The following is a 22,232-nucleotide window of genomic DNA, read 5'->3' as shown; positions in this document are numbered from 1 at the left end:
GCGCAAGGCCAGGCACCGAAGCATGGGCGCCGCGATGACGAGTGTTGCGGCGATGCATAACAGAAGTGTGTCATCACGAAATGATGATGACAAATCCACAATTCATCCACATTTTCCTTTCATACTTTGGCACCTGGGAACACAGCGTGTCATGAACGCGTTGCGAGCAGCCGCCACTCGCGCGGCAAGTTGCTGATGAAGTGAGGCGCGATGGTCGGTTCCAACGTGGGCAGCGCCGGACGGCACGGTCACGTAAGCAACGGAGAACCCTGCCGCATTCCAACCAGATCCACGCGCCAACGACCTTGACGCGGCTTTGCCTGAACCAATCAGAAAAATTCTATAAAAAACGATAGAACTACGCGCCCATGTGCGCAGGAGACCATATGCACCCGCTTCCCCGTTTTTACATTGCCTGTACCGCATCCGCGATCGCGGTGGCCGCCAGCCTGGCGTCGGCCGCGCAGGTCGCCCCTGGTGCCGAGATCGCATCCGCCGTGCCGGCCGCTCGCGCCTTGTCGATTGACGAGCTGCGCGCCATGGAAGGAAGCCAGCGCTTCGACAGTACGCGCCTCATCGTCAAGTTCCGCAGTGACGCGACGGAAGCCGACAAGGAGCAGGCAATGCGCGCCATTACGCCGACCAGCCATCAGCGCTTGCGCGGCGGGCGGCAGGATCGCGGCCTGGCCAAGGTCACGGATCTGAGCCTGGCCAGCGAGAGTCCCCAGACGCGCGCCCACGCGCGTGCCATGGATCGCTACGAGCTGGTTCATCTGAACCGTTTGTGGAGCGTGCCATCGGCGATTGCCCAGCTGCGCCGCAACCCGCTGGTGGAAGATGTCCAGCCGGACTGGATGCTGCAGTTGCAAGACGTTGCGCCGTCCAACGATGCGGCATTTACCAACCTGTGGGGCGTGCAAAGCGCCGCCACCAGCCCCGCCAATCCGTTCGGCACCGGCGCGGCCGAACTCTGGCAGCAGGGCTATGCATGCAAGACCACCCAGCCCGTGTACGTGGCGGTGCTCGATACCGGTGTGCGCAGCACACACGAAGACTTGAAGGACAACATTTTTACCAACCCTGCCGAAAAAGCCGGCGATGGGATCGATAACGATGGCAATGGATTCATCGACGACTTCCGGGGCTGGAATTTCTATAGCCATACCAATAATACGGAGGATGATCACTCGCACGGCACCCACGTGGCTGGAACGATCGCTGCGCGCCACAACAACGGCCTGGGTGTGGCCGGCATTTGCGGCGATGGCGGGGTCAAGATCCTTCCCGTCAAAGTATGCAGCAGCGGCGGCAGCTGTCCCACGAGCGCGGTGCTGGAAGCGCTCAGCTATGTGGTGGACCTGAAAACCAGGCGCGGCATTAATGTGGTGGCGGTGAACCTGTCGCTGGGAGGCATGTCCGATACCGCCAACAACAGCGGTATCGAATACTTCCAGGCTGCGCGCGACGCCAATATCATGGTGGCCGCGGCGGCCGGCAATAACGGGTCCAACACGGACGTCAAATTCATGTGGCCGGCGAACATGGATGTGGAGAACATCATCGCGGTGGGCAATCTGAAGCAGGACGGGACCTTGTCGTCGACCTCCAATTTCGGCGTCACCTCGGTGGACATCGCTGCGCCGGGAACGGGCATCTATTCCACTGTGATCAGTTCGGACAGCGCTTACCAGTGGAAGAACGGGACCTCGATGGCATCGCCGCACGTCGCCGGCGCGATCGGGCTGTACCGCGTGCTGCATCCGACGGCCACGGTACAGGAAACGCGCAATGCCTTGTTGTCGAGCGCGGCGGTGGAACCCTCGCTGAACGGCAAGGTAGCCGGCTCGCGCAGGCTGGACGTATCGCACTGGGCGTGGGGCAAAGCCACCAGCTTCCAGGCGCAATGCGGTATCAGTCTGACGACCAGGGCGGGTTTGTGGATCCGCACGACGGCCTATAGCGATAGCACCTTGCGTACGCCGCTTGCACAAATGGGCACCGCCTTGACTTTTTATAATGCCCAAGGCGGGTTGATGGGCAGCTATAGCCGCAAGACCGACGCCAACGGCCAGGTGCTGTGGTCGTATAGCCTTAGTCAGTTCCCGGTGGGGACGCAGTTCTCGGTCAATGTGCGCACCGACGATGGCGGCAGCCGCACCTACACCAGCGCTGAGCTTGCTTGTTATGCTGGCCACTAAGCGCGGCTAAGACCCAGGGATGCAGCCGGGCTTGCGTCGTATGGCGCAGGCACGGCGCACCTGTGGGGATGGGGGTGCGCGCTGTCTTGACGCCTTGGGCGGGGTGGATGAACAGCATGGCACGCGGCGGCGCACACTGCACGGCTTATCGCTGTGATGTTCTTGCCTTGCCATTCACAAACGGTAGCGGGCATGACCAGTTGGGCGAACCGATGAAGACTTCTTCATGACGATGTCGGCCCTGGCGCCCGGGCCATCCCGATGGTCCAGGCACATCATAGGACTGCTCTCAAAAGCAACAGCTTGCAACAATCATGAACTCCTCTATCATTGGCCGACCTGATGCCGTCGCTTTCTGTTGCCCATGCTGATCTATCCCGATGCCGCCATGTTGAAAAAGCCGGAAAGGCAGGCACTTTCCAGTTTTTGTCGAAAGCCGTTTACCGAGGAAAGTTGCGCGCTGGTGGCTGACCGTCTGCCGTACCTCGCGCAGGTTTATCGGGCGCTGGCGAATTCAATGTCGACCTGGCGAGGTGGAATATTGCTGTCGCAGGTGCGCCAGGCTGACCGCGTCTTTCAGCAGGTCGCGCGGTCAGGACCTGACCAACTTCCGCTGGTTCCGGAACAGGTGCTCGCCCGACAGGTCGAACTGCTGGAGGAACTCGTCCGCGATCACGCCGACTTCCTTCATCAGCGCAGCGAGCGGCCAAACCAGCGGACCAAGCTCGACGCTGACAGCAGCCGGCTTGCCTTGCGTGCATTCAGCTTCCACGAAGCGGCTTTCTTGACGCTGATGGGGATACTGGAAGCGCAGGTAACGCGCCAGCTGGTGACGTTTTCCTTCACGCCGCGCGGTGGAGAAATCTTATACAACCGGACGATCACAACGACCATGGAGTCGCAATCTCAACTGTCGTTGACCTTGGTGCTGCGTGACGTTATTGCCCGTCTGCGTCATGGCGACCCGACCCGCACCGCCAGCATTCCGACACTGTTGCAGCCCGAGCTGCTCGATACGCTGGAAGAGGCCTTTCTGGACTGTTTCTTCTCTATCGGCGCGTATACGTCACGCGATGCCGACTCGTCGCAACTGATCAGCGGCGCGCGCGAACTGTGCCGTTGGTTTGCGCTGCTTGAAATCGTGCGACTCGCCGACGAAGCGGGCGTCATACCGTGCGATACGCTATGTGATCGACTTAAACTTGATCGTGACCTGCTGAACCGCGTGCTCGCTGACCGCGCCGGCGCTGTTCCATCCGATCGCGGTATTTACGTGGACGCTTACGGCTCCCTGAGCCTGGGGAAAACGGGGCTCGGACACGCCGTCCATTGCTGTAAATCCGCCGTCCTGAGCAAGGGACAGGCCCGTGACCTCGGCGACAAATTTGAAAAGGAAATGACGGAATACCTCGCGCGACGTGTTTCTCCAGCCGATTATGTGGTGCGGCCGGGATTGAAGCGGAGCGACAATGGCGAAGGCGAAATGTACGACTGCGACTTGATCATTTTCGAGGTGGCGCGGCGGCAGATATTTTTCGTCCAGGCGAAGTGGAAGCGCAATAGCCGTACGGCTGATCTGGGCGATGAATTAAATTGTTGGCGTGACGAGAATTGGCCGCTGACGAAAGGCGTGAAGCAACTGGTCGTTTTGCGCCAGCGACTCGCGGAAAAAGACGTGCTTGCAAAGATCAAGGGCGCATTGGGCGACATCAAGCTGAGCGACCAGCATATTCTCGCGAACTCGCATTACGTCGTCGTCCACACGCTCCCGTCTTTTAGCGCCTATCAGATCGATGGTGTCGCAATCTACGAATGGAATCTGTTCCGCAGACTACTGCAAAGGGGCGCAATGGAGCGCAGCTTGTCGACAGGCGGGCCGCCTGCCCTGGCCATCGCCCTGCCCGAGCATCGGCATCACACTGTGCTGAAACTCGAAGACCCCAATCAGGTTCTGGACTACTTTTACACGGCGGCCGGTGGCGCTCTGGCACGACTGCCGCGCGAAAAGCAGGACCGAGAGCAGGCCAGGTACGGTTTTGATCTCGCATTGCCATCTGCATCGCTGTGGAGCCGCATGAGGGGACACGCAACGCTGCGGGTCATACGTCCCTACACCTGAGCAACGCTGAACTGCCTTGCAGCTGATCGACGGGGGCGGTGTCGACATGTATAACCTTGCTAGTCGTCCAACGTTGGACGACAAATCCGCTTGCACTGTCCCGGGAAAGGGAAGGCCCGTCGCTGTAGCGCGTCAGCTCTGGCCATAGATTCAGCGAATACGGGATCGCTGCGACGGTATCGGGATTTGCGCGACCGCTTCTTGAGAACCTCAAGCCGTTTCGTGCTGCTCCGACAAACCCGTTTTCGCCAATCGGCGGGTCGCTCAAGTTCTTGTTTTGTGACTCATGGAGATACTGGGCTGCCGGCCAGCACGACACGACTGCGAGCCCGTTCACCCTATAATTTCGGTGCAGATTAATAGGCCGGTTGACGCAAATCAAAGTACGTTCCTCCCCTGTCGCCACCTTCAATTTTAGTTGTATCAATCGACGTAGATCTGTACGATACCAGTACGCCCGTCACTTCTCGAGGATGCTCAATGGGAGTCCTAGTTTCGGATTTGAAAGAGTCGATACGCGAGAGTTTCCGCCGCCTCGCGATCTTCGTCAAAAGCCATCGGTTGGGCGTACTATCCTTGATGACGCTTGCATTGCTCATTGCCGGGGCAGTGGTCGATGGCGGGCCGGCCAAGCTGTTTTCCGAGGTATTCAAGTACACTGCGGGCGCACTGCTTGCTGCATTTGCGGTGGTTTTCTGGGAGTTTGTTTCCGACTATGCGGAACTGTCGGCCGACGATTTCTGGCTGGAGAGTGATCAGACAACAATCAAGCTGCATTTCGAGCAAGCATCCCCGGATGCGCTTGTTGAACTGAAAGTACACGTCGAACGAAAGTTCAATATGCTCACGAAAAATGTGGGTGAGCTGAAATTCAAGCGCTCTTGCAAGGGCTCTTGGAAGGATGACTCGTACCTGAAAAAAATCGTCAAAACGCGTCCGGGGCAAGGCACTCACGTCGATTTGACGATCAACGATAGCAACATCTCCGGGACCGTACAGCTTGACGGGACGCGCAACGAATATTTGCAGGGGTGTTTGCTGAGCACAGAAGTACTCAGATGCGACACTTGCCACTACGCCTTGAGCATCGGTTCGCGGGTCGATTCCGCAAAGATCAGCTGGGCTGTTGAAGGCAAGGCCCCGGCCCAAGTGCACGCCTATCTGTATGGTGAAGTACTGAAGACAACGCATGGCAGTTCGACTGGATGCCGCACCCCCATCAGGATGACAGCAAACGTTCAGCAGCAAGTGTTCAACGCCGAAATGGGCTACGATCTGCTGATCTTTTGGAATGGAGAAGAGCCATGATTTACGACGGACATTTCCACCTTCGCCGCAAACGCTTAGCGTTCACTGAAACGGCATCGACCTGGCGCGGTTGCGTGGTCAGCCGCAGCAATGAGGAAAACCCGGCCTGCCTCGCCTTCGCGCGCCAATTTGGCCACCGCTGCGCCCTATTTTCCGGACGCGGCAAGCAACAGGCCCACTGGCTGCTGGATCTGATCGAACACAGGCAGGCCGTCGCTTACAAGCACCTTGAATTGAGCACGGCGGATGACACTGGACACTTGATGGATCTATGCCGAGTCAGCGCGGCGGCCGGGGTGCCCATGGTGCTGCATCTGAGCCGACATGATACTGGGCGTTTCGATGAGCGCGACGCTGAGCGCCACCTCGCCGCGATTGTGGAGCGATTTTCTGATCTGAAGTTACTGGTATCACATCTGGGCGGCGAAAATTTCCGGACTGTCCTCCACTGGGCGCGCCGTCACAAAAACATTTTTATCGATACATCATGCCTGTCCGAGACCGCCGCACGTGCAAATATCGGTAGCGCGACGGACCTGCTCACGCTGATTAAGGACACGGTCGACGTGGAGCAGCTCGTGTACGGCAGCGATGCATGCTGGAGCGCCAGCGAACAGCGTGCCAGTGACGACTTGGGTAGAGTAGAGAGAATATTCTCCGGTGCCGAGATGGAGAAGATTAAATGCGCAAACGGCGTGAAACTGTTGAACGATTTTCTGTAATCACCCCGGCGTCTTCCGGCCGCGATGAGCCGATTAAAAATGCCGTTAAAGCCGGCAGCTCGAATCCGACTAACTGGCGTCCTGCTCAACTTGTGATGGTGTCGCGCTTTTCGGTGCCGGCGTCACGATGGTAATCGGATGGGACGATTCGCTTCGGATAGACCGACAAGGTCGAAGGGCGAGTTGTTCAGGGTCATGCACGGGCTCCAAATTTTTGGAAGATTTCGCAGTTATGGGTTGGAGCATGAGGCTAATAGGAGCGTAACGGGCAATATCCCAACCTGTTCCAATAGCGGATCTATCCATGCCTTGTCACACTCGAAACGGCGTGAGAACTGGCCTGCGATCCTTTCCAACCAGTGGCTCCGCTTTCAAGGTCGGTGATGACGGGATTGGCTGACTCCCCAGAACATCGCAAAGCGCCTCCCCCATTCCGCCACGGAAATTCCGCGAAAACTGAAGTCTTTCAATACATCTTCTGCGGCTCGATTCATAGATTTGTTCCAGTTTCATGCTTGCATGTGCGGAAACTTACACGGTTATCAGTTAGTGCGCAAGCCATTGATTACACTGTTTTTTGTCAAATATTTGCAACGACAGATTTCTGTGGAATTGTCAGAAAAGTGATTTTCTTTGAGTTTTGGATTGATTTGGGGGACACCTGGCGAAATTTCTTTGTTGTCATTTTTGACAAAGAATGATAATTTCCAAAATGCAAGCCTGGTGTGTTTTCGAAGTGGCGCATGAGCATATGAATTGTGCGAACTCGGTCAATTAGAACTAAAAGGAAATTTCCATGAAGGTGTCGCAAATATTATTTCGCAATTTTCGGCGTTTAGAAGATGTTCAGTTCAGCCTTGAGGACGATCACACAGTTTTCGTCGGTCCCAATAACAGCGGAAAAACATCTGCCGTTGCTGCCTTTCGTCTATTTTTTGATCGCGGTGGCGAATTTACCGTAAATGATTTCACCGTTGCATGTATAAGTGAGTTGGATCGATACGGCCAAGACTCAGGCATGAACGCGATTAGTCTACCGACAATTGAAATGGATATCTGGTTATCGATTGATCCCGAGACTGAATTCGGCTGAGTTTTCTCGTTGCTACCCGATGTTTCGACTGACTTTGATAAGATCGGCATCCGACTTCAGTATTGCATTCATGACGGTCAGTTACTGCGAGATGAATACGCGACGATGGTTCCGGCTACTGAAGGAAAACGTCAAAAGAGCCTGTCGCAGTTTTTGAAGCAGGTGCCCAAACTTTCTCGATATTTTTCAGTTCGTTACTATGCGCTGTCAATTGAAGGGAGTGAAATAAAAGAAACGGAGATTGAATCCAAAGAGGGTAAGCGGACGCTCAACTCACTGATACGGGTTGACTTCATTGATGCCCAGAGGGGTATTCATGATCAGGATAGCGGCCGGGTCAACCGTCTGTCTGCGGCATTTTCAGCTTACTACAGTAGTAATTTGGAGAAGCCGGCAGAGAACGAAGCGGCAAACAGAGTCATCGACGAAAACAATTCCCGACTCACCGCGCACTACGACACGCACTTTAAGCCTTTACTTGCCGTAATTTCTGGTCTCGGAGTTCCATCCGCGCATGATAGGGTATTGCGCCTAGTTTCATCGATGAGCGCACAAGATGCACTTCAGGGAAGTACGGAATTATTCTATGTTGACGAGGTATTGAAGCACGAGCTCCCTGAAGCTTACAACGGACTGGGCTTTAAGAACCTCATCTATATTGCGATACAGTTAAACCACTACCACGCTCAGTGGCTATCTACGGAGAGTGGGCGAGAGCTGTGCCAACTCATTTTTATCGAAGAGCCAGAAGTTCACCTTCATGCGCAGGTTCAGCAAGTGTTCATCGCAAACATATCGAGAATTTTGCGCGAAACAGCCAAGGCACTGGGTATGGGAGGAGTTACGCCTCAGCTGGCAATCTCGACGCACTCTTCTCATATTGTTGATGCAGTCGAATTTGACAAAATTCGGTACTTCTGCCGCGTGCCCATGAAGTCTCATATCGGAAATGTTTCGGCGACCCCAAGTGCAACTAAGATTCTTAACCTTCATGACTTCAGGCCCTCTCCGGAGCCGCTTCGCGCGCTCACTGCCGCAGAAGAAAAATTAGTAAAGGAAGCGAAGGAGGTACTACTTGCTGAGCTGAGGAAACAGCAGCAGCAAGCGACTATCGACTTTCTGAAGAAGTACCTAAAATTAACTCACTGCGATCTGTTCTTTGCCGATGCGACCATTCTTGTCGAGGGCACAGTCGAAAAATTGTTGCTTCCTCAGATGATCGAAAAAAACGCAACGCTACTCTCGAATCGATATGTAACGATTCTAGAGGTTGGCGGAGCATACGCCCACAAGCTCGCTAGTTTGCTCAGCTTCATTGGGACTCCATTTCTCGTTATCACCGACATCGATACTGTTGATGCTGCTGATGCGAGGCGAGCATGCCGGGCCGACAAGGCTGGAGCACGAACGTCAAATGCAGCATTAAAGTCGCTGTTGGCAAAGAGCACTCGGGACGAACTCGTAGCGCTTAAGTCGGAGGAGCAACTAGTCCAATCTGGACAGTGTTTTGTTACATTTCAAAAGCCAGTCAAAGTCGGTGTGGATGAGATGCATGGTCGGACCCTGGAAGAGACGTTCATTTATGAAAATTTGGCGATTTTCAAAGGCGACGAACAGATTTCCATCGGCTTGGGTTTGACAGCTACTATGACTCGTGATGAGATCATAGAGAAAGTTTATGGCGAGGTCCGCGACCAGAGTTTTAAAAAAACTGAATTCGCGCTGGCGATAGCATCCTCTCAAGTTGTATGGACTACCCCAATCTATATTGTAGAAGGGCTAAAGTGGCTTGAGAATAGACTATCGCCAATCGCAAACACCGAAGTTCTGTAGACGAGCGACTAGGACATAGAATGAAGACACTCAAAGCTACAAAGGCTGATCACCAAATTCAAGCGTGCATCAACGAGCAGCAGAGCTTCTACGTGATTGCTGGCGCAGGCTCGGGAAAGACAACCTCGCTCATCTCCGCGCTGGACAACATTAGAAATCAACACGGAAAACACCTTAGGCGCGAAGCTCAACGAATCGTGTGCGTCACATATACCAAGCGCGCTGTTGCAGTAATTTCGTCGCGGCTCGGCTGGGATGATCTCTACATCATAAGCACATTGCACGGCTTTCTTTGGAGTGAGATAAAGCGTTTCACACCAAGCATTCGCAAGGCACTTCAAGAAAAAATAATACCGGGCCGGATTGCAAAACAGAGGGCGGATGACGATGGGGGAAAGAGCAAGAAAGCTTTAACTGCGCGAACAAAAGCCGAACAACTTGCGCAGGACTTGCTAGGATTAGCTAGCGTCCCGTCATTCACCTATAACGATTCCAATTTCAGCAATTATCTTCAGGGGGAAATTGGCCACGAAGATGTAATTGATGTCGCCGCATATATGATTGCAGCAAGTCCTCAACTGCGAAAAATAATGGGACAAAAATATCCCTATATTTTTGTTGATGAGGCACAGGATACGCAGGAGAACGTAGTTGAAGCTTTAAATATGCTTTGTCAAAATCCTGGTCTTCCAATTATTGGATACTTTGGCGATCCGATGCAACAGATTTATGACAAGAGGGCCGGAGACTTTAAGGGTCCAGCGGATTCCATGCGAATCCCAAAGGAAGAGAATTTCAGGTGTTCTGTTAACGTTATTAACCTTCTCAATGCATTTCGTAAAGATATCCAGCAATTCCCTGCTGGCAAAAACGCAGACATAGAAGGAAGCGTCATCCTTAGGCTTATCCAGACTGATAAGCCGGGAGCTCCTAGAGGACGTTACACGCCCGAGCAGATAGAAAGCGCTTCCTATAAACTTGACGATGCAATGGCGCAATGGGGGTGGAAGGGCAAGGAGAAAATAAAGCACCTGTACCTTGTCAGGCAGATGATCGCAAGGCGGCTCGGTTTCTCTGATCTGCATAACTTATTTACTGGTGACTACGCTTCGACACGCGCACAGGATGATTATGAGAATGGCGAGCACTATCTTCTCAAACCATTTATTGTTTGCCTATATCCGCTTGTAAAGGCTTCGCGTGCTAAGGATGGCAGAGGAATGATAGACATTCTTCGTCAAAATAGTCCGGCATTTGACCCTAAAGGAAAAAATGCAAGCCGCCCGCTCATAGAAATGCGAAAACGCGTTGACACAATCATAAGCGACTTGAATGAAATGTGGGATGCGAAAACCGTTGAAGATATTCTCAGATACTTTCGAAAAAACGACCTCTATCCAGCTTCAAAGCGCCTGGTGGAAAGCCTTGATCGCAATCGTCGCGAAGAACCTTTCGATGTAGAAAAGCACGCGTTGGAAAAGGGCGACTGGCTTGCGGATGCATTATTTGACATGGGTTTGGAAGAAATTGCCACTTACTGCGAATTCATTGACGACAATACGGAATTCAGCACGCAACATGGTGTCAAGGGTGAAGAATATGAAAGCGTCCTTGTAGTGATCGATGATGTGGGGTCCGCATGGAATAACTACAGCTTCGCAAAAACACTTACACCGAAATCTGCTGGAGGCGAACCTACCGACCGTCAGCGCCGTCTGAGTAATAACCTCGCATACGTTTGCTTTTCGAGAGCAGAAAAAGATCTACGTATCGTGATGTATTCTCAGAACGCTGCCGCTGCAAAACTAGAGCTTCTGGAGAAAAAGCTATTCACAGCAGCTCAAATTGAGGTGGCATAGAAATCTTCGCTCCTGCACTCTCTCGATCAAGACCGCAAATTAGCACGGAAAATTACGGCCTAGTACGCAAATGTAGGATGACCAGCGATGTTCCCTGCGAACAATCCGCACAGTTTGCGACGCAAAGCGATGCCAACTTCCGCAGTCAACTTGTGAGCCATCCCCGCGCGAACACAAAATGTGTAATCGCCAGTGCAAACTCATGCGTCGGCCGGTGCAATCTCATGTGTCGCTAGTGCAAGCTCATCTGTCGCCCGACGATGCACGCAAACTTGACGGGGTGAAACCATCGGTCTATATTAATGACTCGCAGGTAAGTTACGGAATAGACCCCATGCAATGTCCCCTTGAGATGAAGCCGCGCTGGGAGCGCCGTAAAGACGCGCGACCCCAGGAATTGCTCGCCGCCGCCCTCGACCTGTTCGTCGAGCGCGGTTTCGCGTCCACGCGGCTGGAAGACGTGGCCAAGCGCGCAGGCGTGTCCAAGGGCACCCTGTACCTGTATTTCACCAACAAGGAAGAACTGTTCAAGGCCGTCGTGCGCGACACCATCGTGCCGGCCCTGGGCGCGGCCGAGGACATGATCGCCAGTTTCGAGGGCCACAGCGCCGACCTGCTGCGCGCCGTCATGATGGCCTGGTGGGAAAACGCCGGCGCCACCAAATCCTCGGGCATGATCAAGCTGGTCATGGCCGAAGCGAACAACTTCCCCGATATTGCCGTCTTCTACCGCGAAGAAGTCATCCAGCGTGGCAGCACAATGATCGGCGGCATGTTGGAGCGCGCCGTCGCATGCGGCGACTTCCGCCCGCTCGACGTCTTCCTGACTACCCAGATCCTGATCGCCCCCATGCTCATGCTGATGCTGTGGAAACACTCGATCGGCCCCTGCGACATGGCCGAGCTCGACCCGGTGGCCTTCATCGATTCCTTCCTCACCATGACCCTCACCGGCTTGCTGCCGCGTGCGCCGGAGCTATCCGCGGCCGCCCCATGACTTGTCAAAAGCGCCAGAGCGGCGTTTTGGGGCGTTCATCCCCTCTAAACTGCAGACTGTCGCAATTTCTCGCGATCCGGGGCCTCAGATCGTTAAGATGTGTGTTCTGAGGCCGTTCAACGATAAAATATCGGATTATTATTTTTCCTCACCGAGCACAAGATGAATATCGAACAAGCCCGTTTTAACATGATTGAACAGCAGATCCGTCCCTGGAACGTGCTGGACCAGGACGTGCTCGATCTGCTGGTGGTCGTCAAGCGCGAGGATTTCGTGCCCGCCGCCTACAAAACGCTGGCCTTTGTCGATACCGAAATCCCGCTGCCAGGCGCCGAAGCGATGTTCACGCCGAAGATCGAAGCGCGCATCTTGCAAGAGGTAGCCGTCAAGAAGCACGAAAATGTGCTGGAAATCGGCGCCGGATCGGGCTACATGGCGGCCCTGCTGGCGCACAAGGCGCGCCACGTCACCACCGTCGAGATCAATCCGGAATTGAAGGAACTGGCCGCGGCCAACCTGGCCAAGGCTGGCATCACCAACGCCACGGTTGAACTGGGCAATGGCGCCGAAGGCTGGGACAAGGGCGCGCCGTTCGACGTCATCGTCATCTCGGGCGGGCTGGAAGCCTTGCCGGAAGCGTTCATGAAGCAGGTCAAGGTCGGCGGGCGCATCGCCGCCATCGTCGGCCAGGCGCCGGTCATGTCGGCGCACCTGATAACGCGCGTGTCCGAGACCGCGTACGACACGGTCAAGGTCTTCGAAACCAACGTCAAGCTGCTGTCGACGTCGGTCAAGACCTCGCATTTCACCTTTTAAAGCGGGGCCGGCATGCATCACGTCACCGCCCCCGAGTTGGCCGCCTGGCTGGCCGATCCTGCGCGTCCCCGCCCGCTGTTGCTGGACGTGCGAGAAAACTGGGAGTTTGAAACCTGCAAGATCGAGGGATCGACCCAGATTGCCATGAACACGATTCCGGCGCGCATCGAGGAACTCGACGAGGAGGCCGAGATCGTCTGCATCTGCCACCACGGCGCGCGCAGCATGCAGGTCGCGGCCTTTTTGGAGCGCAACGGTTTTCGCAATATCACCAATCTGACCGGCGGCATCCATGCCTGGGCGGTGCAGGTCGACGGCAGCATGCCGAAGTATTGATACCTGGTAGCGGCAAACGCGCGGCGGCGGTGTCGGCCACCACCGGGCTGCAGTTCTTTTAACTTTTTTGATGACTCCAATGGAGAATGCAATGCAGAAACCCCTCATGGCCGTGCTGATTGCCAGCGCATTTTTTTCCTTGAATGCACAGGCGGCGGACCTGATCCAGGTCTACCAGCAAGCGCTGGCCAATGACGCCGCGTTCGCCAGCGCGCGCGCGGCCCTGGCCGCCGGCATGGAGCGGGTTCCGCAAGGCCGCTCGCTGCTTCTGCCCACCGTGGGCCTGAACGGCAGCATCGTCAAGAACGATAGCGATTCGACGCCGTGGAATGTCGGCCAGACCGTGACCCTGCCCAATGGCTCCAGGGTGCCGGTCACCACCGGCGGCGCCAATGAGCGCACCACCACCCACACCCTGTCGCTGACCCAGCCGCTGTTTCGCTGGGCTAACTGGCAAAGCTACGAACAGAGCAAGCTGCAGCAAGCCCAGGCCGAGGCCCAATTCGCCCAGGCCCAGCAAGACCTGATCACGCGCGTGGCGCAAGCCTACTTCGATGTGCTGGCCGCGCAGGACACCCTGGAACTGAGCCGCGCCCAGAAAACCGCCACCACCGAGCAGCTCGCCTCGGCCAAGCGCAACTTCGAAGTCGGTACCCAGACCATCACCGATACCCACGAAGCTCAGGCCGCCTACGACCTGGTGGTGGCGCAGGAGTTTGCCGCCATCAACGACCTGGAGAACAAGCGCAGCGCGCTGCAAGCGATCATCGGCACCGCGCCGTCCGGCCTGGCCACCCTGAAACAGGGCGTGCTGCTGGCGTCGCCCGAGCCGGCCGTGATCGATCCGTGGGTGTCGTCGGCCGAAAGCCAGAACTACGGCGTCGTCGGCGCCCAGCTGAGCTACGAACTGTCCAAGCGCGAAATCCAGAAAAGCCGCGCCGGCCATTACCCGACCCTGGACCTGACCGCCAACATCAGCCGCCAGAACATGACTGGCCAGACCCAGCAGTCGGGCAGGACCGAGAACAAGGGTATCGGCATTGCGTACAACGTGCCGATCTTTAACGGCTTTGCCGTCACCAGCCGCGTGCGCGAAACCATCGCGCTCGAAGACAAGGCCCGCAACGACCTCGAAGCGACCCGCCGCAACGCCGCCAACGTGGCGCGCCAAGCCTTTTTGGGCGTGAACAGCGGGCTGGCGCAGGTCAAGGCGCTGCAGGCGGCGGAAGTGTCGAGCAACTCGGCGCTGGAATCGAACAAGCTCGGCTACCAGGTGGGCGTGCGCATCAATATCGACGTGCTCAATGCGCAGCGCCAGCTGTATTCGACCCGGCGCGACCTGTCGCGCGCGCGTTACGACACCATCCTGAACGGCTTGCGCCTGAAATCGGCGGCCGGTTCGCTGCGCGAAGCGGACTTGGTGCCGGTCAACGATTTGCTGGTCAAGTAAGCCAGTCACCACCCCCGAAGGGCAGGCGCTGCCGGGATCTGTTCCCGGCCGCGCCTGCCCTTGTCACAGGAACACCATGAATACCGATGCATCACCCGCCATGCGCGGTGGCGACAGTTACGCAGCCCTGGTCCAGGGCATCAACGAGCGCTTCAATGCGCTCACCGGTCCGGTGTTCGAGACCGACGCCGCCGGCCTGTTCGACGCTTACCTCGATTCCCTGGCCGACCAGGGCGAGCGCCAGATGCATCACTGCGGCTGCTGCCGCGCCTTCATCGAGCGTTTCGGCGGCCTGGCGACGGTGGGCGACGATGGCGTGCCCGTTTCCGCCATCTGGGATAGTAGCGGCGCGCCCGCCCATTACCAGGGCGTGGCCGCGGCCTTGCAGCGCATGGTCAGCCAGGCCGGCATCACCAAACCGTTCCTGTCGGGGGAGGCCACCTACGGCCAGCCGCTCAAGGGCGGCTGGCACCACCTTGCCATCGCGCCGGCCAGGGTATTTCCCGGCGACGGCTTGCATGACGCCCACCAGATGGCCTGCGCCAGGCGAGAAGCCTTCGATTCGGTGCGGCGCGCCCTGGGCGAGTACAGCGCGCCCGTGTGTGCGACGGCGCTGCGCCTGCTCAAGGGCGACAGCCTGGCCAACTCGGAAGCGGCACTGGGCCAGGCCCAGTTCCTAGTCGACCTGCACGCCGCGCGCGATGCGGCCAGCGGCCAGCGGCAAAAGGACAACCTGGTGTACCGCATGGTGGCGGCAGCCCCGATGGGTTTTTGCCATCCGCGCTCAAGCATGATCGCTACCTTGCTCGACGATATAGTCGCCGGCAAGAGCTTCGAGCAGGCTGCGGCCAACTGGGCCGCCAAGATGCATCCGCTCCAGTACCTGCGCCCGCAGGTGGCGCCGACGGCGGGCGCCATCAAGGCGGCCGAGGCAGCGTTCGAGAAACTCGGGGCCGCGACCGCCCTTGAGCGCCGCTACGCGACCATGGCCGATATCCTGGAAACGCTGTGGCAGCCGCGCGCGCAGGTCAAGGCGCCAGCGGCAGGCGGCATTTTCGCCAGTGTCAAGCCGAAACAGGCAAGTACGCCGGCCAGTTCGATGACGCCACCGGCGACGCTCATGACGCTCGACAAATTCCGGCGCACGGTGTTGCCGTCCGCCGACACCATCGAAATGGCCGCGCCCGCCGGACGAAGCAGCTTCCTGGCCTTTACCACGGCGGTGCATGCCGACGCCCGGCCAATTTTGCAATGGGACCGGGAAGAGCGGCGCAATCCGGTCGCCTGGTACCTCTACCCGTCCGGTTCCTTGCCCAGCGAATTCAATCTGAGCGGCAGTTTTTATGAAGTCACGGCCATTACTTTGCTGCCCTGCGCATGGGCCGGAGGGCAGTATCCCCAGCACGGTGAACGCCTCATCTTCGTGCTCAAGGGGGCGCGCGACCTGGGCAAGGACACCGGCTCCGGGCTGTTTCCATCATTTATTCAAGGTGCGCTGCATGGCTTCAGGTCGACGATTGAAGCGTACAGCCAGGCCAATAGCCTGGCCGGGTTCGGCGACGATAACGTGGCAGGTCTCGGACTGGCCAAGGGCGACCAGTATCAGGTGCGCGTGCGCGTGACATCCAACGGCCAGGCCAGCGAATACCAGCTCGACCGCTGGGACTGAGCTGCTGCGGACCGGCGTGCCGCTTGCGCCGGTCGGCGTGCGCCCGGCGCGCGCCTCCTCAAGCCTCGCTCTGCGGCAGCGGAAACTCGAAACGGATGGACTGGACCGGCATCCTCTCCAGCGCCGCCGTATCCCATTTTTTGCTGTAGTCCGCCGAGTCGGCCAAGCCCTCGACGACGACGGTGATTTCGGATGCGTGCCCGCCCTTGAACATGTCCAGCAAGGAGGTAAAGCGCTCGCTCGACTGATGGATGTCGATCACGCATTGCGATTTGCCTGCGCTCGCCGTGTAATTGACCCAGCCGGGCGGTTCGGTGGGAAGGAGGATGCCCGGCTTGTGGCGTTGGATCGTCATGCTCCAGGCGGCATGGTTGATCATGAAGGAATCGGAGGCGTAGATCTTGGGGCCGCCCGTCAGCTCCAGCTGCAGTGTAATCACAGGATCGAGCTCGACGGTTCCCTCCTGGCGCATCACGTGGTAGCTCAGTCTACTTTCGAACACTAACTCGGCACTCATCGGCTCTCCCCTTCGTTGCACTTTCGGCCATGTTACCCCTTCCTGTACTGCGGTGGGAGCTAATTGCGGCTGAGCCATCGGCCGCGCCGCTTGCCGGTATGAGCGGTGCAGTACGGTCAGCATCGAAACAAGCGTAGACTGTGTCGATGTGGATCGGATAGCCAAAACGGTTCAGTCAATCGAGAATGCTCTCTTTCGCCTTATCAGGATGTCATGCGCCTTTCTAAATTCATCAGTGAACATATCGAAGTGATCTTGCAGGAGTGGGAGGATTTCGCCGGCACCTTGCATCCGCTGAAGTCTTCCACCAAAGCGCAGCTGCGCGATCACGCGAAAGCCATCCTCGGAGCGATTTGCCTTGACCTCGATACCTACCAGAGCGTCGAGGCGGGCATTGAAAAATCCAAGGGGAACGGGCCCGACTCGGCCGACGAAACGGCGGCCGAGGCCCATGCCGCCGACCGGGTGAACGCCGGTTTTACGGTCGAGGAATTGATGGCGGAATTTCGCGCCTTGCGCGCCAGCGTGCTCAGGCTCTGGCAAAATCGGGTCAAGACAGCCGATGAATCCGATCTTCAGGACATGCTGCGCTTTAACGAGGCGATCGATCAATCCTTGACCGAATCCCTGGCCCAGTTTTCCGCCATGCTGCGCGATTCCCAGAACGTGTTCCTGGCCATCCTGGGGCACGACGTGCGCAATCCGCTGGGGGCGATCAGCATGGGAACCCAGATGATCCTGCAAGACACCACCTTGCCTGCGCGGCACGTGTCGGTGGCAGCGCAGGTCTTGCGCAGCACGCAACGGGTGACGGAGATTGTTTCCGATCTCCTCGATTATTCCACCAGCCACCTGGGAAGCGGCATTCCGGTCACCTTGGCCGACTACGATGTATCGATAGAAAGCCGGTCGGTCGTTCAGGAGATGAAGCTGTTTCATCCGGAGCGGGAATTCAAGGTCGACATCGAGGATGGCATCACCGTTGCATGGGACCGCGCCCGCATGAGCCAGGCCCTGTCGAACCTGATGGCGAACGCGGTACAGCACGGATCGGCGACGAGTCCGGTCTGGGTGACTCTCAGCCGCCAGGGCCCGGAGGTGGTGATGGTGGTCCAGAACGAAGGCGAGATCATCTCTGCGAGCAAGCTCAGGACCATGTTCGATCCCGGCAAGAGCTTTGCCATGAAGAGCAGCAGCGAACGCAGCACCAGCCAGACCAGCAATCTGGGCCTCGGCCTCTACATCACGCATGAAATCGTACTGGCCCATGGCGGAACCATCCGGGTGAGCTCGACCGAACTGGAAGGCACCACGGTCACGGTGCGTATTCCCATGATCGCAACGCCGCCTGCCGCCTAGGCCGGCGCGCCAGTGAAAAACGCCTCGTGCGAGGCGTTTTTCGTGAACCTGCGCGGCGCGCGGCCGCCTTACTCGTTCAAGCCGTTCGCGCGCACGCCATCCTTGCGCTCGATGAGTTCGATCTTGTAGCCGTCCGGATCGGTCACGAACGCAATCACCGTGCTGCCACCCTTGACCGGGCCCGGCTCGCGCGTGACGTTGCCGCCATTCGCGCGCGCCGCATCGCAAGCGGCCACGATGTCGTCGGCCGAAATGGCCAGGTGGCCGTAGGCGCTGCCCAGCTCGTACTTGTCCACGCCCCAGTTATAGGTCAGTTCCAGTTCCGCATGCTCCGGATTGCTGCCGTAGCCGACGAACGCCAGGGTGTACTTGTACTCGGCGTTCTCGCTGGTGCGCAGCAGGGTCATGCCCAGCACCCTGGTATAGAAATCGATCGAGCGCTGCAGGTCGCCGACCCGTAACATGGTGTGCAAAATGCGCATCGTAGTCCTTGGTAATCAAATCAAGCCACGATTTTAAGCGCTCCACCGATTCTCTGCCGGCCGCGCTCAGGAACCGAAGTGGTAGTTGAGCTCCAGCCAGATCTGGCGTCCGACCGGGCTGTAGTTGCCGACCGGGTAGTTCGGCCAGCCGCCCGTGGTGTCGCGCTTGATGCGGTTGTTGACGTTATTGACCGCCACCGATACCGTGGCGCGCTCGCTGACCGTGTACACGCTCGACAGGTTGACCAGGGGGGTGGGCGACAGGAAGGCCGTCTGCGCGGCGTTCGGCACCTTGCCGTAGCGCTGGGCGAACACGGTGTTCGACCAGTTGCCCACGTTCCAGTTCAAGCTGGCATTGAGCTTGTCGCGCCAATCCTGGTTGGAGAGGTCGTCCAGCTCATCCTTGAGCACGTCGCCCGCGAACTGGCGCGAGTTCTTGCTGAAGGACTTCGAGTAATTGCCCTTGAGTGTGAACTTGCCCCAGTCGGCGCTGCGCAGCACATAGCGCGCGCTCAGGTCGATCCCGTCGGCATCTTGGTAAGCGGCGTTGATCGGATTGACCCGGATTTCGCGGATCTCGCCCGGCTTGTTGAGCGCCGTTTTCGCATAGCGCCCGATGCGGTTGATGGCGTCGACGCAGGTCGGCGAACTCAAGTCCCCGGCGATGCGGCAGTCCGATTCCTTGCGCAGCAAGACGTCGGCGCTCAGATTGGTGACCAGGTCGTCGATCTTGACGTTCCAGTAGTCGACCGAGACGTCGAAGTCGGCGCTGGGCGACCATACCGCGCCCAGCCCGTAGGATTTGCCTTTTTCCGAGCGCAAATCCTTGCTGCCGGTCTGGATGTAGTCGTTGCCCGGCGAAACGTTGGCGAATTCGCAGGTATCGATGCTTTGGCCGGCCTGGGCGCAACGGTAATAGTCGGTGGTCGACGAGTAATAACCGGTGCCGCGCGCCTTGAAGATGTAATTCATGTCGGGAGCGCGGAAGCTGGTGGCGTAGTTGCCGCGCACCAGCAGCGGCTTGAGCGGACGCCATTCGACGCCGGCGTTGTAGGTCAGCTTGCCTTCGTTGCGGCCGGCAAAATTGTAGCGGTCGTAGCGGCCGGCCAGGGTCGAGTTCAAATCCTTGAGCAGCGGCACGCTCGCTTCCACGCCCAAGGCGTAGCGGCGGCGCGAGCCTGTCGTGATATCGCTGCTCGATACGATGTTGAACGCGCCTTCGCCGTAGCGCTGGTCCGGCTTGTTGACGAAGCGCTGGTGGCCGGCTTCGGCGATGGTCGCCAGCTTGACCGGCCCGGCCGGCAAGGTGAACAGTTCGCCGGTCGCGACCAGGCTCAGGGTCTGGTTGCGCGAGCTGTCGTCGCTGTCGGCCTGGCCGGTGATGCTGTTGAATTGCTCGGGAGTGAGGCGCTGGGTCAGGCGCGCCTGATTCGGCGCGTAAATGGCGACGCCGTCCGTATCGGTGCCCAGTTTCGGCCCCAGGAAAAAGCTGTCGATATTGGCCAGCGCGCGCTGCACATGGCCTTCGCTCTTGTAGAACGAGGCGCTGTAGCCGGCTTCATAGCGCCAGCTGGTGCCCGGAATGTCGCCCTTGGCGCCCAGGGAGAGCGAGCTGGCCTGGTCGTCCCAGGTGCGGTTGTAGCGCTGCACGCCGCCCATTTCCTCGGGCGAGATGTATTTGGTCCAGGTTTCGTACACGCCGCTGTTCTTGTTGAAGAAATAGCCGTTGCCGGTCGAGGCCGAGGTCCAGGCCGGGCCGCGCGTGTTGTTGGCGGTCTTGTTTTGGCCGAGCAGGAATTCGGCGAACAGCTCGGTCGACGGCGACAGCGCATAGTTGGCGCTGCCGAACAGATTGGTGCTGCGGTTCTTGGTCTGGGTGGTCCAGTAGGTCGGGCTGACCTTGTTGCTGGCGCAGTAAGTGCCTTTTTTCGCCGTGTATTTGAATTCGCTGCCGCCGAACAGGTCGCCGAGCGCATTGCAGGCGTCGCCCAGGTCGACGTAGTTGCCGGTGTTGACGTTCTTGCGCGACAAGGCATTGGTCGGCGTGCCCTCGCGTACGGCCATGAAGTCGCGCTGGTTGCTCCACAGCGGCTCGCGGTCGAGCACCTCCAGGCTGAACACGGTGTTGAGCTTCTCGAAGCTGCGTCCGCCGCTGATCTGCAGGCGGCGGTCGCCGCCGCCGCCGCGCGAGGTGGTGCCGCCCTTGAGGTTGACGTCGATGCCGTCGGCCTTTTTCTTGAGGATGATGTTGACCACGCCGGCGATGGCGTCGGAACCGTACACGGCGGAGGCGCCGCCGCTGAGGATTTCCACCCGTTCGACGATGCTCGACGGGATGTTGGCCAGGTTGGTGAAGTTGACCTCGCCTTCATACGCGGTCGGGAAGTCGGCCAGGCGGCGGCCGTTGAGCAGGATCAGGGTATGGTTCGGGCCCAGGCCGCGCAGGCTGATGGTGTTAGCCGATGGGGTGTGGGTATTGCCGAAATCGGCTCCCGTGGTGAAGCCGCTGTTCTGAGCCTGGTTGTTGAGGGCGTCGAACAGGTTCTTGTAACCTTGTTTGGTAATTTCCTCGCCGGTGATGACCACCACGGCGGACGGCCCTTCGACGCTTGCCCGCGCGATGCGCGAACCGGTGATGACGACCGATGACGTGGGGGGGGCCGCCTCCGCGGCGCTGGCGGTTTGCGCCTGCGCCTGCGCCTGCTGCACCGCGCCGCACAGCAAGGTGATCGCCGCTGCCGCCAAGGGCGTCAATTTCAAATGTGTGATTGTCATTGAGGTGCTTTATGGTAGTCAAAAATTAATGATACCAACAAGCAAACACCTCGCGAACGATTGTTTTTACGTTTATATATGCGAAATCGCACTAGGATGGTGCGCAGGCGCAGCGCAGGGAACCGACGGGGGAAGAGGCAAGACGAGGGGGAGGACGGACGTGTTCATCGCATGACTGTCACTCCCGCGCCCGGTGTTGCCCTGGCGCGGGAATGACAGCCGTGTTTACTCTTCCAGGCGGGCGTCGAGGGTGATCGCCGCATTCAACAGCTTCGACACCGGGCAATTGTTTTTCGCGCGCAGTACCGCCGCTTCGAAGGCTTCCTGGTTAGCGCCGGGAATGGTCGCCACCAGATTCAAATGCACGGCCGAGATCGTGAAGCCATCGTCGGTCTTGTCCAGCGACACGGTCGCGGTGGTCGTCAGCTTTTGCGCCGTCATGCCCGCTTCGCCCAACTGTCCCGACAAGGCCATCGTGAAGCAGCCGGCATGCGCCGCGCCGATCAATTCTTCCGGATTGGTTCCCGGACCGTTTTCGAAACGGGTATTGAAACCGTATTGTGTATTGTCGAGCACGCCGCTCTGGGTCGAAATGCTGCCTTTGCCATCCTTGATGCCGCCACTCCAGACAGCGCTTCCTGAACGTTTGATCATGGTGTTTCTCCTTAAATTTGTTTAAATGCAATCAAGCCATCATGC

General features: G+C 58.0%; 17 protein-coding genes. 13 read left to right on the top strand and 4 right to left on the bottom strand.

The features are described 5' to 3' along the window. The first annotated feature begins 386 nt into the window (after positions 1 to 386). From IV454_RS04805 to IV454_RS04750, 12 genes are all read left to right on the top strand, one after another. On the top strand, positions 387 to 2,198 hold the full coding sequence (locus IV454_RS04805; protein ID WP_206090543.1) for a S8 family peptidase: 1,812 nt from the start codon (positions 387 to 389) through the stop codon (positions 2,196 to 2,198). Between the two features lie 364 nt (positions 2,199 to 2,562). After that, positions 2,563 to 4,317, top strand: coding sequence for a hypothetical protein (locus tag IV454_RS04800; protein WP_206090542.1), 1,755 nt, complete (start codon positions 2,563 to 2,565; stop codon positions 4,315 to 4,317). Positions 4,318 to 4,797: 480 nt separating this feature from the next. Beyond that, complete coding sequence (locus tag IV454_RS04795; protein ID WP_206090541.1) at positions 4,798 to 5,625, top strand: hypothetical protein; 828 nt, start codon at positions 4,798 to 4,800, stop codon at positions 5,623 to 5,625. Then, positions 5,622 to 6,347, top strand: coding sequence for an amidohydrolase family protein (locus tag IV454_RS04790; protein ID WP_206090540.1), 726 nt, complete (start codon positions 5,622 to 5,624; stop codon positions 6,345 to 6,347). Before IV454_RS04795 ends, IV454_RS04790 begins: the two co-directional genes overlap by 4 nt. Before the next feature lie 796 nt (positions 6,348 to 7,143). After that, positions 7,144 to 7,440: an AAA family ATPase gene (locus tag IV454_RS04785; protein ID WP_206090539.1), complete on the top strand. Its 297-nt coding sequence runs from the start codon at positions 7,144 to 7,146 to the stop codon at positions 7,438 to 7,440. A 9-nt stretch (positions 7,441 to 7,449) separates the two neighbouring features. Continuing rightward, on the top strand, positions 7,450 to 9,273 hold the full coding sequence (locus IV454_RS04780; protein WP_206090538.1) for an ATP-dependent nuclease: 1,824 nt from the start codon (positions 7,450 to 7,452) through the stop codon (positions 9,271 to 9,273). 20 nt (positions 9,274 to 9,293) lie between these two features. Next, positions 9,294 to 11,132 carry a UvrD-helicase domain-containing protein gene (locus tag IV454_RS04775; RefSeq protein WP_206090537.1) on the top strand — a complete coding sequence of 613 codons (1,839 nt, stop codon included), beginning with the start codon at positions 9,294 to 9,296 and terminating at the stop codon, positions 11,130 to 11,132. 334 nt (positions 11,133 to 11,466) lie between these two features. After that, the gene (locus IV454_RS04770) at positions 11,467 to 12,129 is read left to right on the top strand and encodes a TetR/AcrR family transcriptional regulator (RefSeq protein WP_206090536.1); all 663 of its coding nucleotides are present in this window, start codon (positions 11,467 to 11,469) and stop codon (positions 12,127 to 12,129) included. A 162-nt stretch (positions 12,130 to 12,291) separates the two neighbouring features. Then, positions 12,292 to 12,945 carry a protein-L-isoaspartate O-methyltransferase family protein gene (locus IV454_RS04765; protein WP_206090535.1) on the top strand — a complete coding sequence of 218 codons (654 nt, stop codon included), beginning with the start codon at positions 12,292 to 12,294 and terminating at the stop codon, positions 12,943 to 12,945. Positions 12,946 to 12,957: 12 nt separating this feature from the next. Continuing rightward, a complete protein-coding gene (locus IV454_RS04760) occupies positions 12,958 to 13,281 on the top strand; it encodes a rhodanese-like domain-containing protein (protein WP_206090534.1) in 324 nt (107 codons plus the stop codon). A gap of 91 nt (positions 13,282 to 13,372) precedes the next feature. Next, entirely contained in the window at positions 13,373 to 14,731 is a 1,359-nt protein-coding gene (locus IV454_RS04755; protein ID WP_206090533.1) for a TolC family outer membrane protein, read from the top strand. 76 nt (positions 14,732 to 14,807) lie between these two features. Then, positions 14,808 to 16,400: a DUF8224 domain-containing phage-derived protein gene (locus tag IV454_RS04750; protein ID WP_206090532.1), complete on the top strand. Its 1,593-nt coding sequence runs from the start codon at positions 14,808 to 14,810 to the stop codon at positions 16,398 to 16,400. A 58-nt stretch (positions 16,401 to 16,458) separates the two neighbouring features. On the opposite strand, the gene IV454_RS04745 is transcribed toward IV454_RS04750, so the two are convergent. Further along, positions 16,459 to 16,917 carry a hypothetical protein gene (locus tag IV454_RS04745; protein WP_206090531.1) on the bottom strand — a complete coding sequence of 153 codons (459 nt, stop codon included), beginning with the start codon at positions 16,915 to 16,917 and terminating at the stop codon, positions 16,459 to 16,461. 213 nt (positions 16,918 to 17,130) lie between these two features. On the opposite strand from IV454_RS04745, the gene IV454_RS04740 reads away from it, so the two are divergent. Further along, on the top strand, positions 17,131 to 18,276 hold the full coding sequence (locus IV454_RS04740; protein WP_206090530.1) for a sensor histidine kinase: 1,146 nt from the start codon (positions 17,131 to 17,133) through the stop codon (positions 18,274 to 18,276). A 68-nt stretch (positions 18,277 to 18,344) separates the two neighbouring features. Here IV454_RS04740 and gloA read toward each other — a convergent pair whose 3' ends face one another. The 3 genes from gloA to IV454_RS04725 all read right to left on the bottom strand — a co-directional run bounded on the left by gloA (position 18,345) and on the right by IV454_RS04725 (position 22,187). Continuing rightward, on the bottom strand, positions 18,345 to 18,758 hold the full coding sequence (gene gloA, locus IV454_RS04735; RefSeq protein ID WP_206090529.1) for a lactoylglutathione lyase: 414 nt from the start codon (positions 18,756 to 18,758) through the stop codon (positions 18,345 to 18,347). 66 nt (positions 18,759 to 18,824) lie between these two features. Beyond that, complete coding sequence (locus IV454_RS04730) at positions 18,825 to 21,533, bottom strand: TonB-dependent receptor plug domain-containing protein (protein WP_206090528.1); 2,709 nt, start codon at positions 21,531 to 21,533, stop codon at positions 18,825 to 18,827. A 225-nt stretch (positions 21,534 to 21,758) separates the two neighbouring features. Further along, the gene (locus tag IV454_RS04725) at positions 21,759 to 22,187 is read right to left on the bottom strand and encodes an OsmC family protein (RefSeq protein ID WP_103170664.1); all 429 of its coding nucleotides are present in this window, start codon (positions 22,185 to 22,187) and stop codon (positions 21,759 to 21,761) included. Positions 22,188 to 22,232: the final 45 nt, after the last annotated feature.

The sequence above is a fragment of the Massilia antarctica genome (assembly GCF_015689335.1).
Taxonomy (GTDB): Bacteria; Pseudomonadota; Gammaproteobacteria; order Burkholderiales; family Burkholderiaceae_D; genus Telluria_A; species Telluria_A antarctica.
This window is presented reverse-complemented; position numbering and strand designations above follow the sequence as displayed.

Excerpts from the sequence above, each read along its gene's own strand:
- IV454_RS04800 (WP_206090542.1), top strand. The coding sequence starts at position 2,563 with ATGCTGATCTATCCCGATGCCGCCATGTTGAAAAAGCCGGAAAGGCAG.
- IV454_RS04765 (WP_206090535.1), top strand. The coding sequence starts at position 12,292 with ATGAATATCGAACAAGCCCGTTTTAACATGATTGAACAGCAGATCCGT.
- IV454_RS04745 (WP_206090531.1), bottom strand. The coding sequence starts at position 16,917 with ATGAGTGCCGAGTTAGTGTTCGAAAGTAGACTGAGCTACCACGTGATG.
- IV454_RS04770 (WP_206090536.1), top strand. The coding sequence starts at position 11,467 with ATGCAATGTCCCCTTGAGATGAAGCCGCGCTGGGAGCGCCGTAAAGAC.
- IV454_RS04785 (WP_206090539.1), top strand. The coding sequence starts at position 7,144 with ATGAAGGTGTCGCAAATATTATTTCGCAATTTTCGGCGTTTAGAAGAT.
- IV454_RS04725 (WP_103170664.1), bottom strand. The coding sequence starts at position 22,187 with ATGATCAAACGTTCAGGAAGCGCTGTCTGGAGTGGCGGCATCAAGGAT.
- gloA (WP_206090529.1), bottom strand. The coding sequence starts at position 18,758 with ATGCGCATTTTGCACACCATGTTACGGGTCGGCGACCTGCAGCGCTCG.
- IV454_RS04760 (WP_206090534.1), top strand. The coding sequence starts at position 12,958 with ATGCATCACGTCACCGCCCCCGAGTTGGCCGCCTGGCTGGCCGATCCT.
- IV454_RS04775 (WP_206090537.1), top strand. The coding sequence starts at position 9,294 with ATGAAGACACTCAAAGCTACAAAGGCTGATCACCAAATTCAAGCGTGC.
- IV454_RS04730 (WP_206090528.1), bottom strand. The coding sequence starts at position 21,533 with ATGACAATCACACATTTGAAATTGACGCCCTTGGCGGCAGCGGCGATC.
- IV454_RS04740 (WP_206090530.1), top strand. The coding sequence starts at position 17,131 with ATGCGCCTTTCTAAATTCATCAGTGAACATATCGAAGTGATCTTGCAG.
- IV454_RS04750 (WP_206090532.1), top strand. The coding sequence starts at position 14,808 with ATGAATACCGATGCATCACCCGCCATGCGCGGTGGCGACAGTTACGCA.
- IV454_RS04795 (WP_206090541.1), top strand. The coding sequence starts at position 4,798 with ATGGGAGTCCTAGTTTCGGATTTGAAAGAGTCGATACGCGAGAGTTTC.
- IV454_RS04805 (WP_206090543.1), top strand. The coding sequence starts at position 387 with ATGCACCCGCTTCCCCGTTTTTACATTGCCTGTACCGCATCCGCGATC.
- IV454_RS04790 (WP_206090540.1), top strand. The coding sequence starts at position 5,622 with ATGATTTACGACGGACATTTCCACCTTCGCCGCAAACGCTTAGCGTTC.
- IV454_RS04755 (WP_206090533.1), top strand. The coding sequence starts at position 13,373 with ATGCAGAAACCCCTCATGGCCGTGCTGATTGCCAGCGCATTTTTTTCC.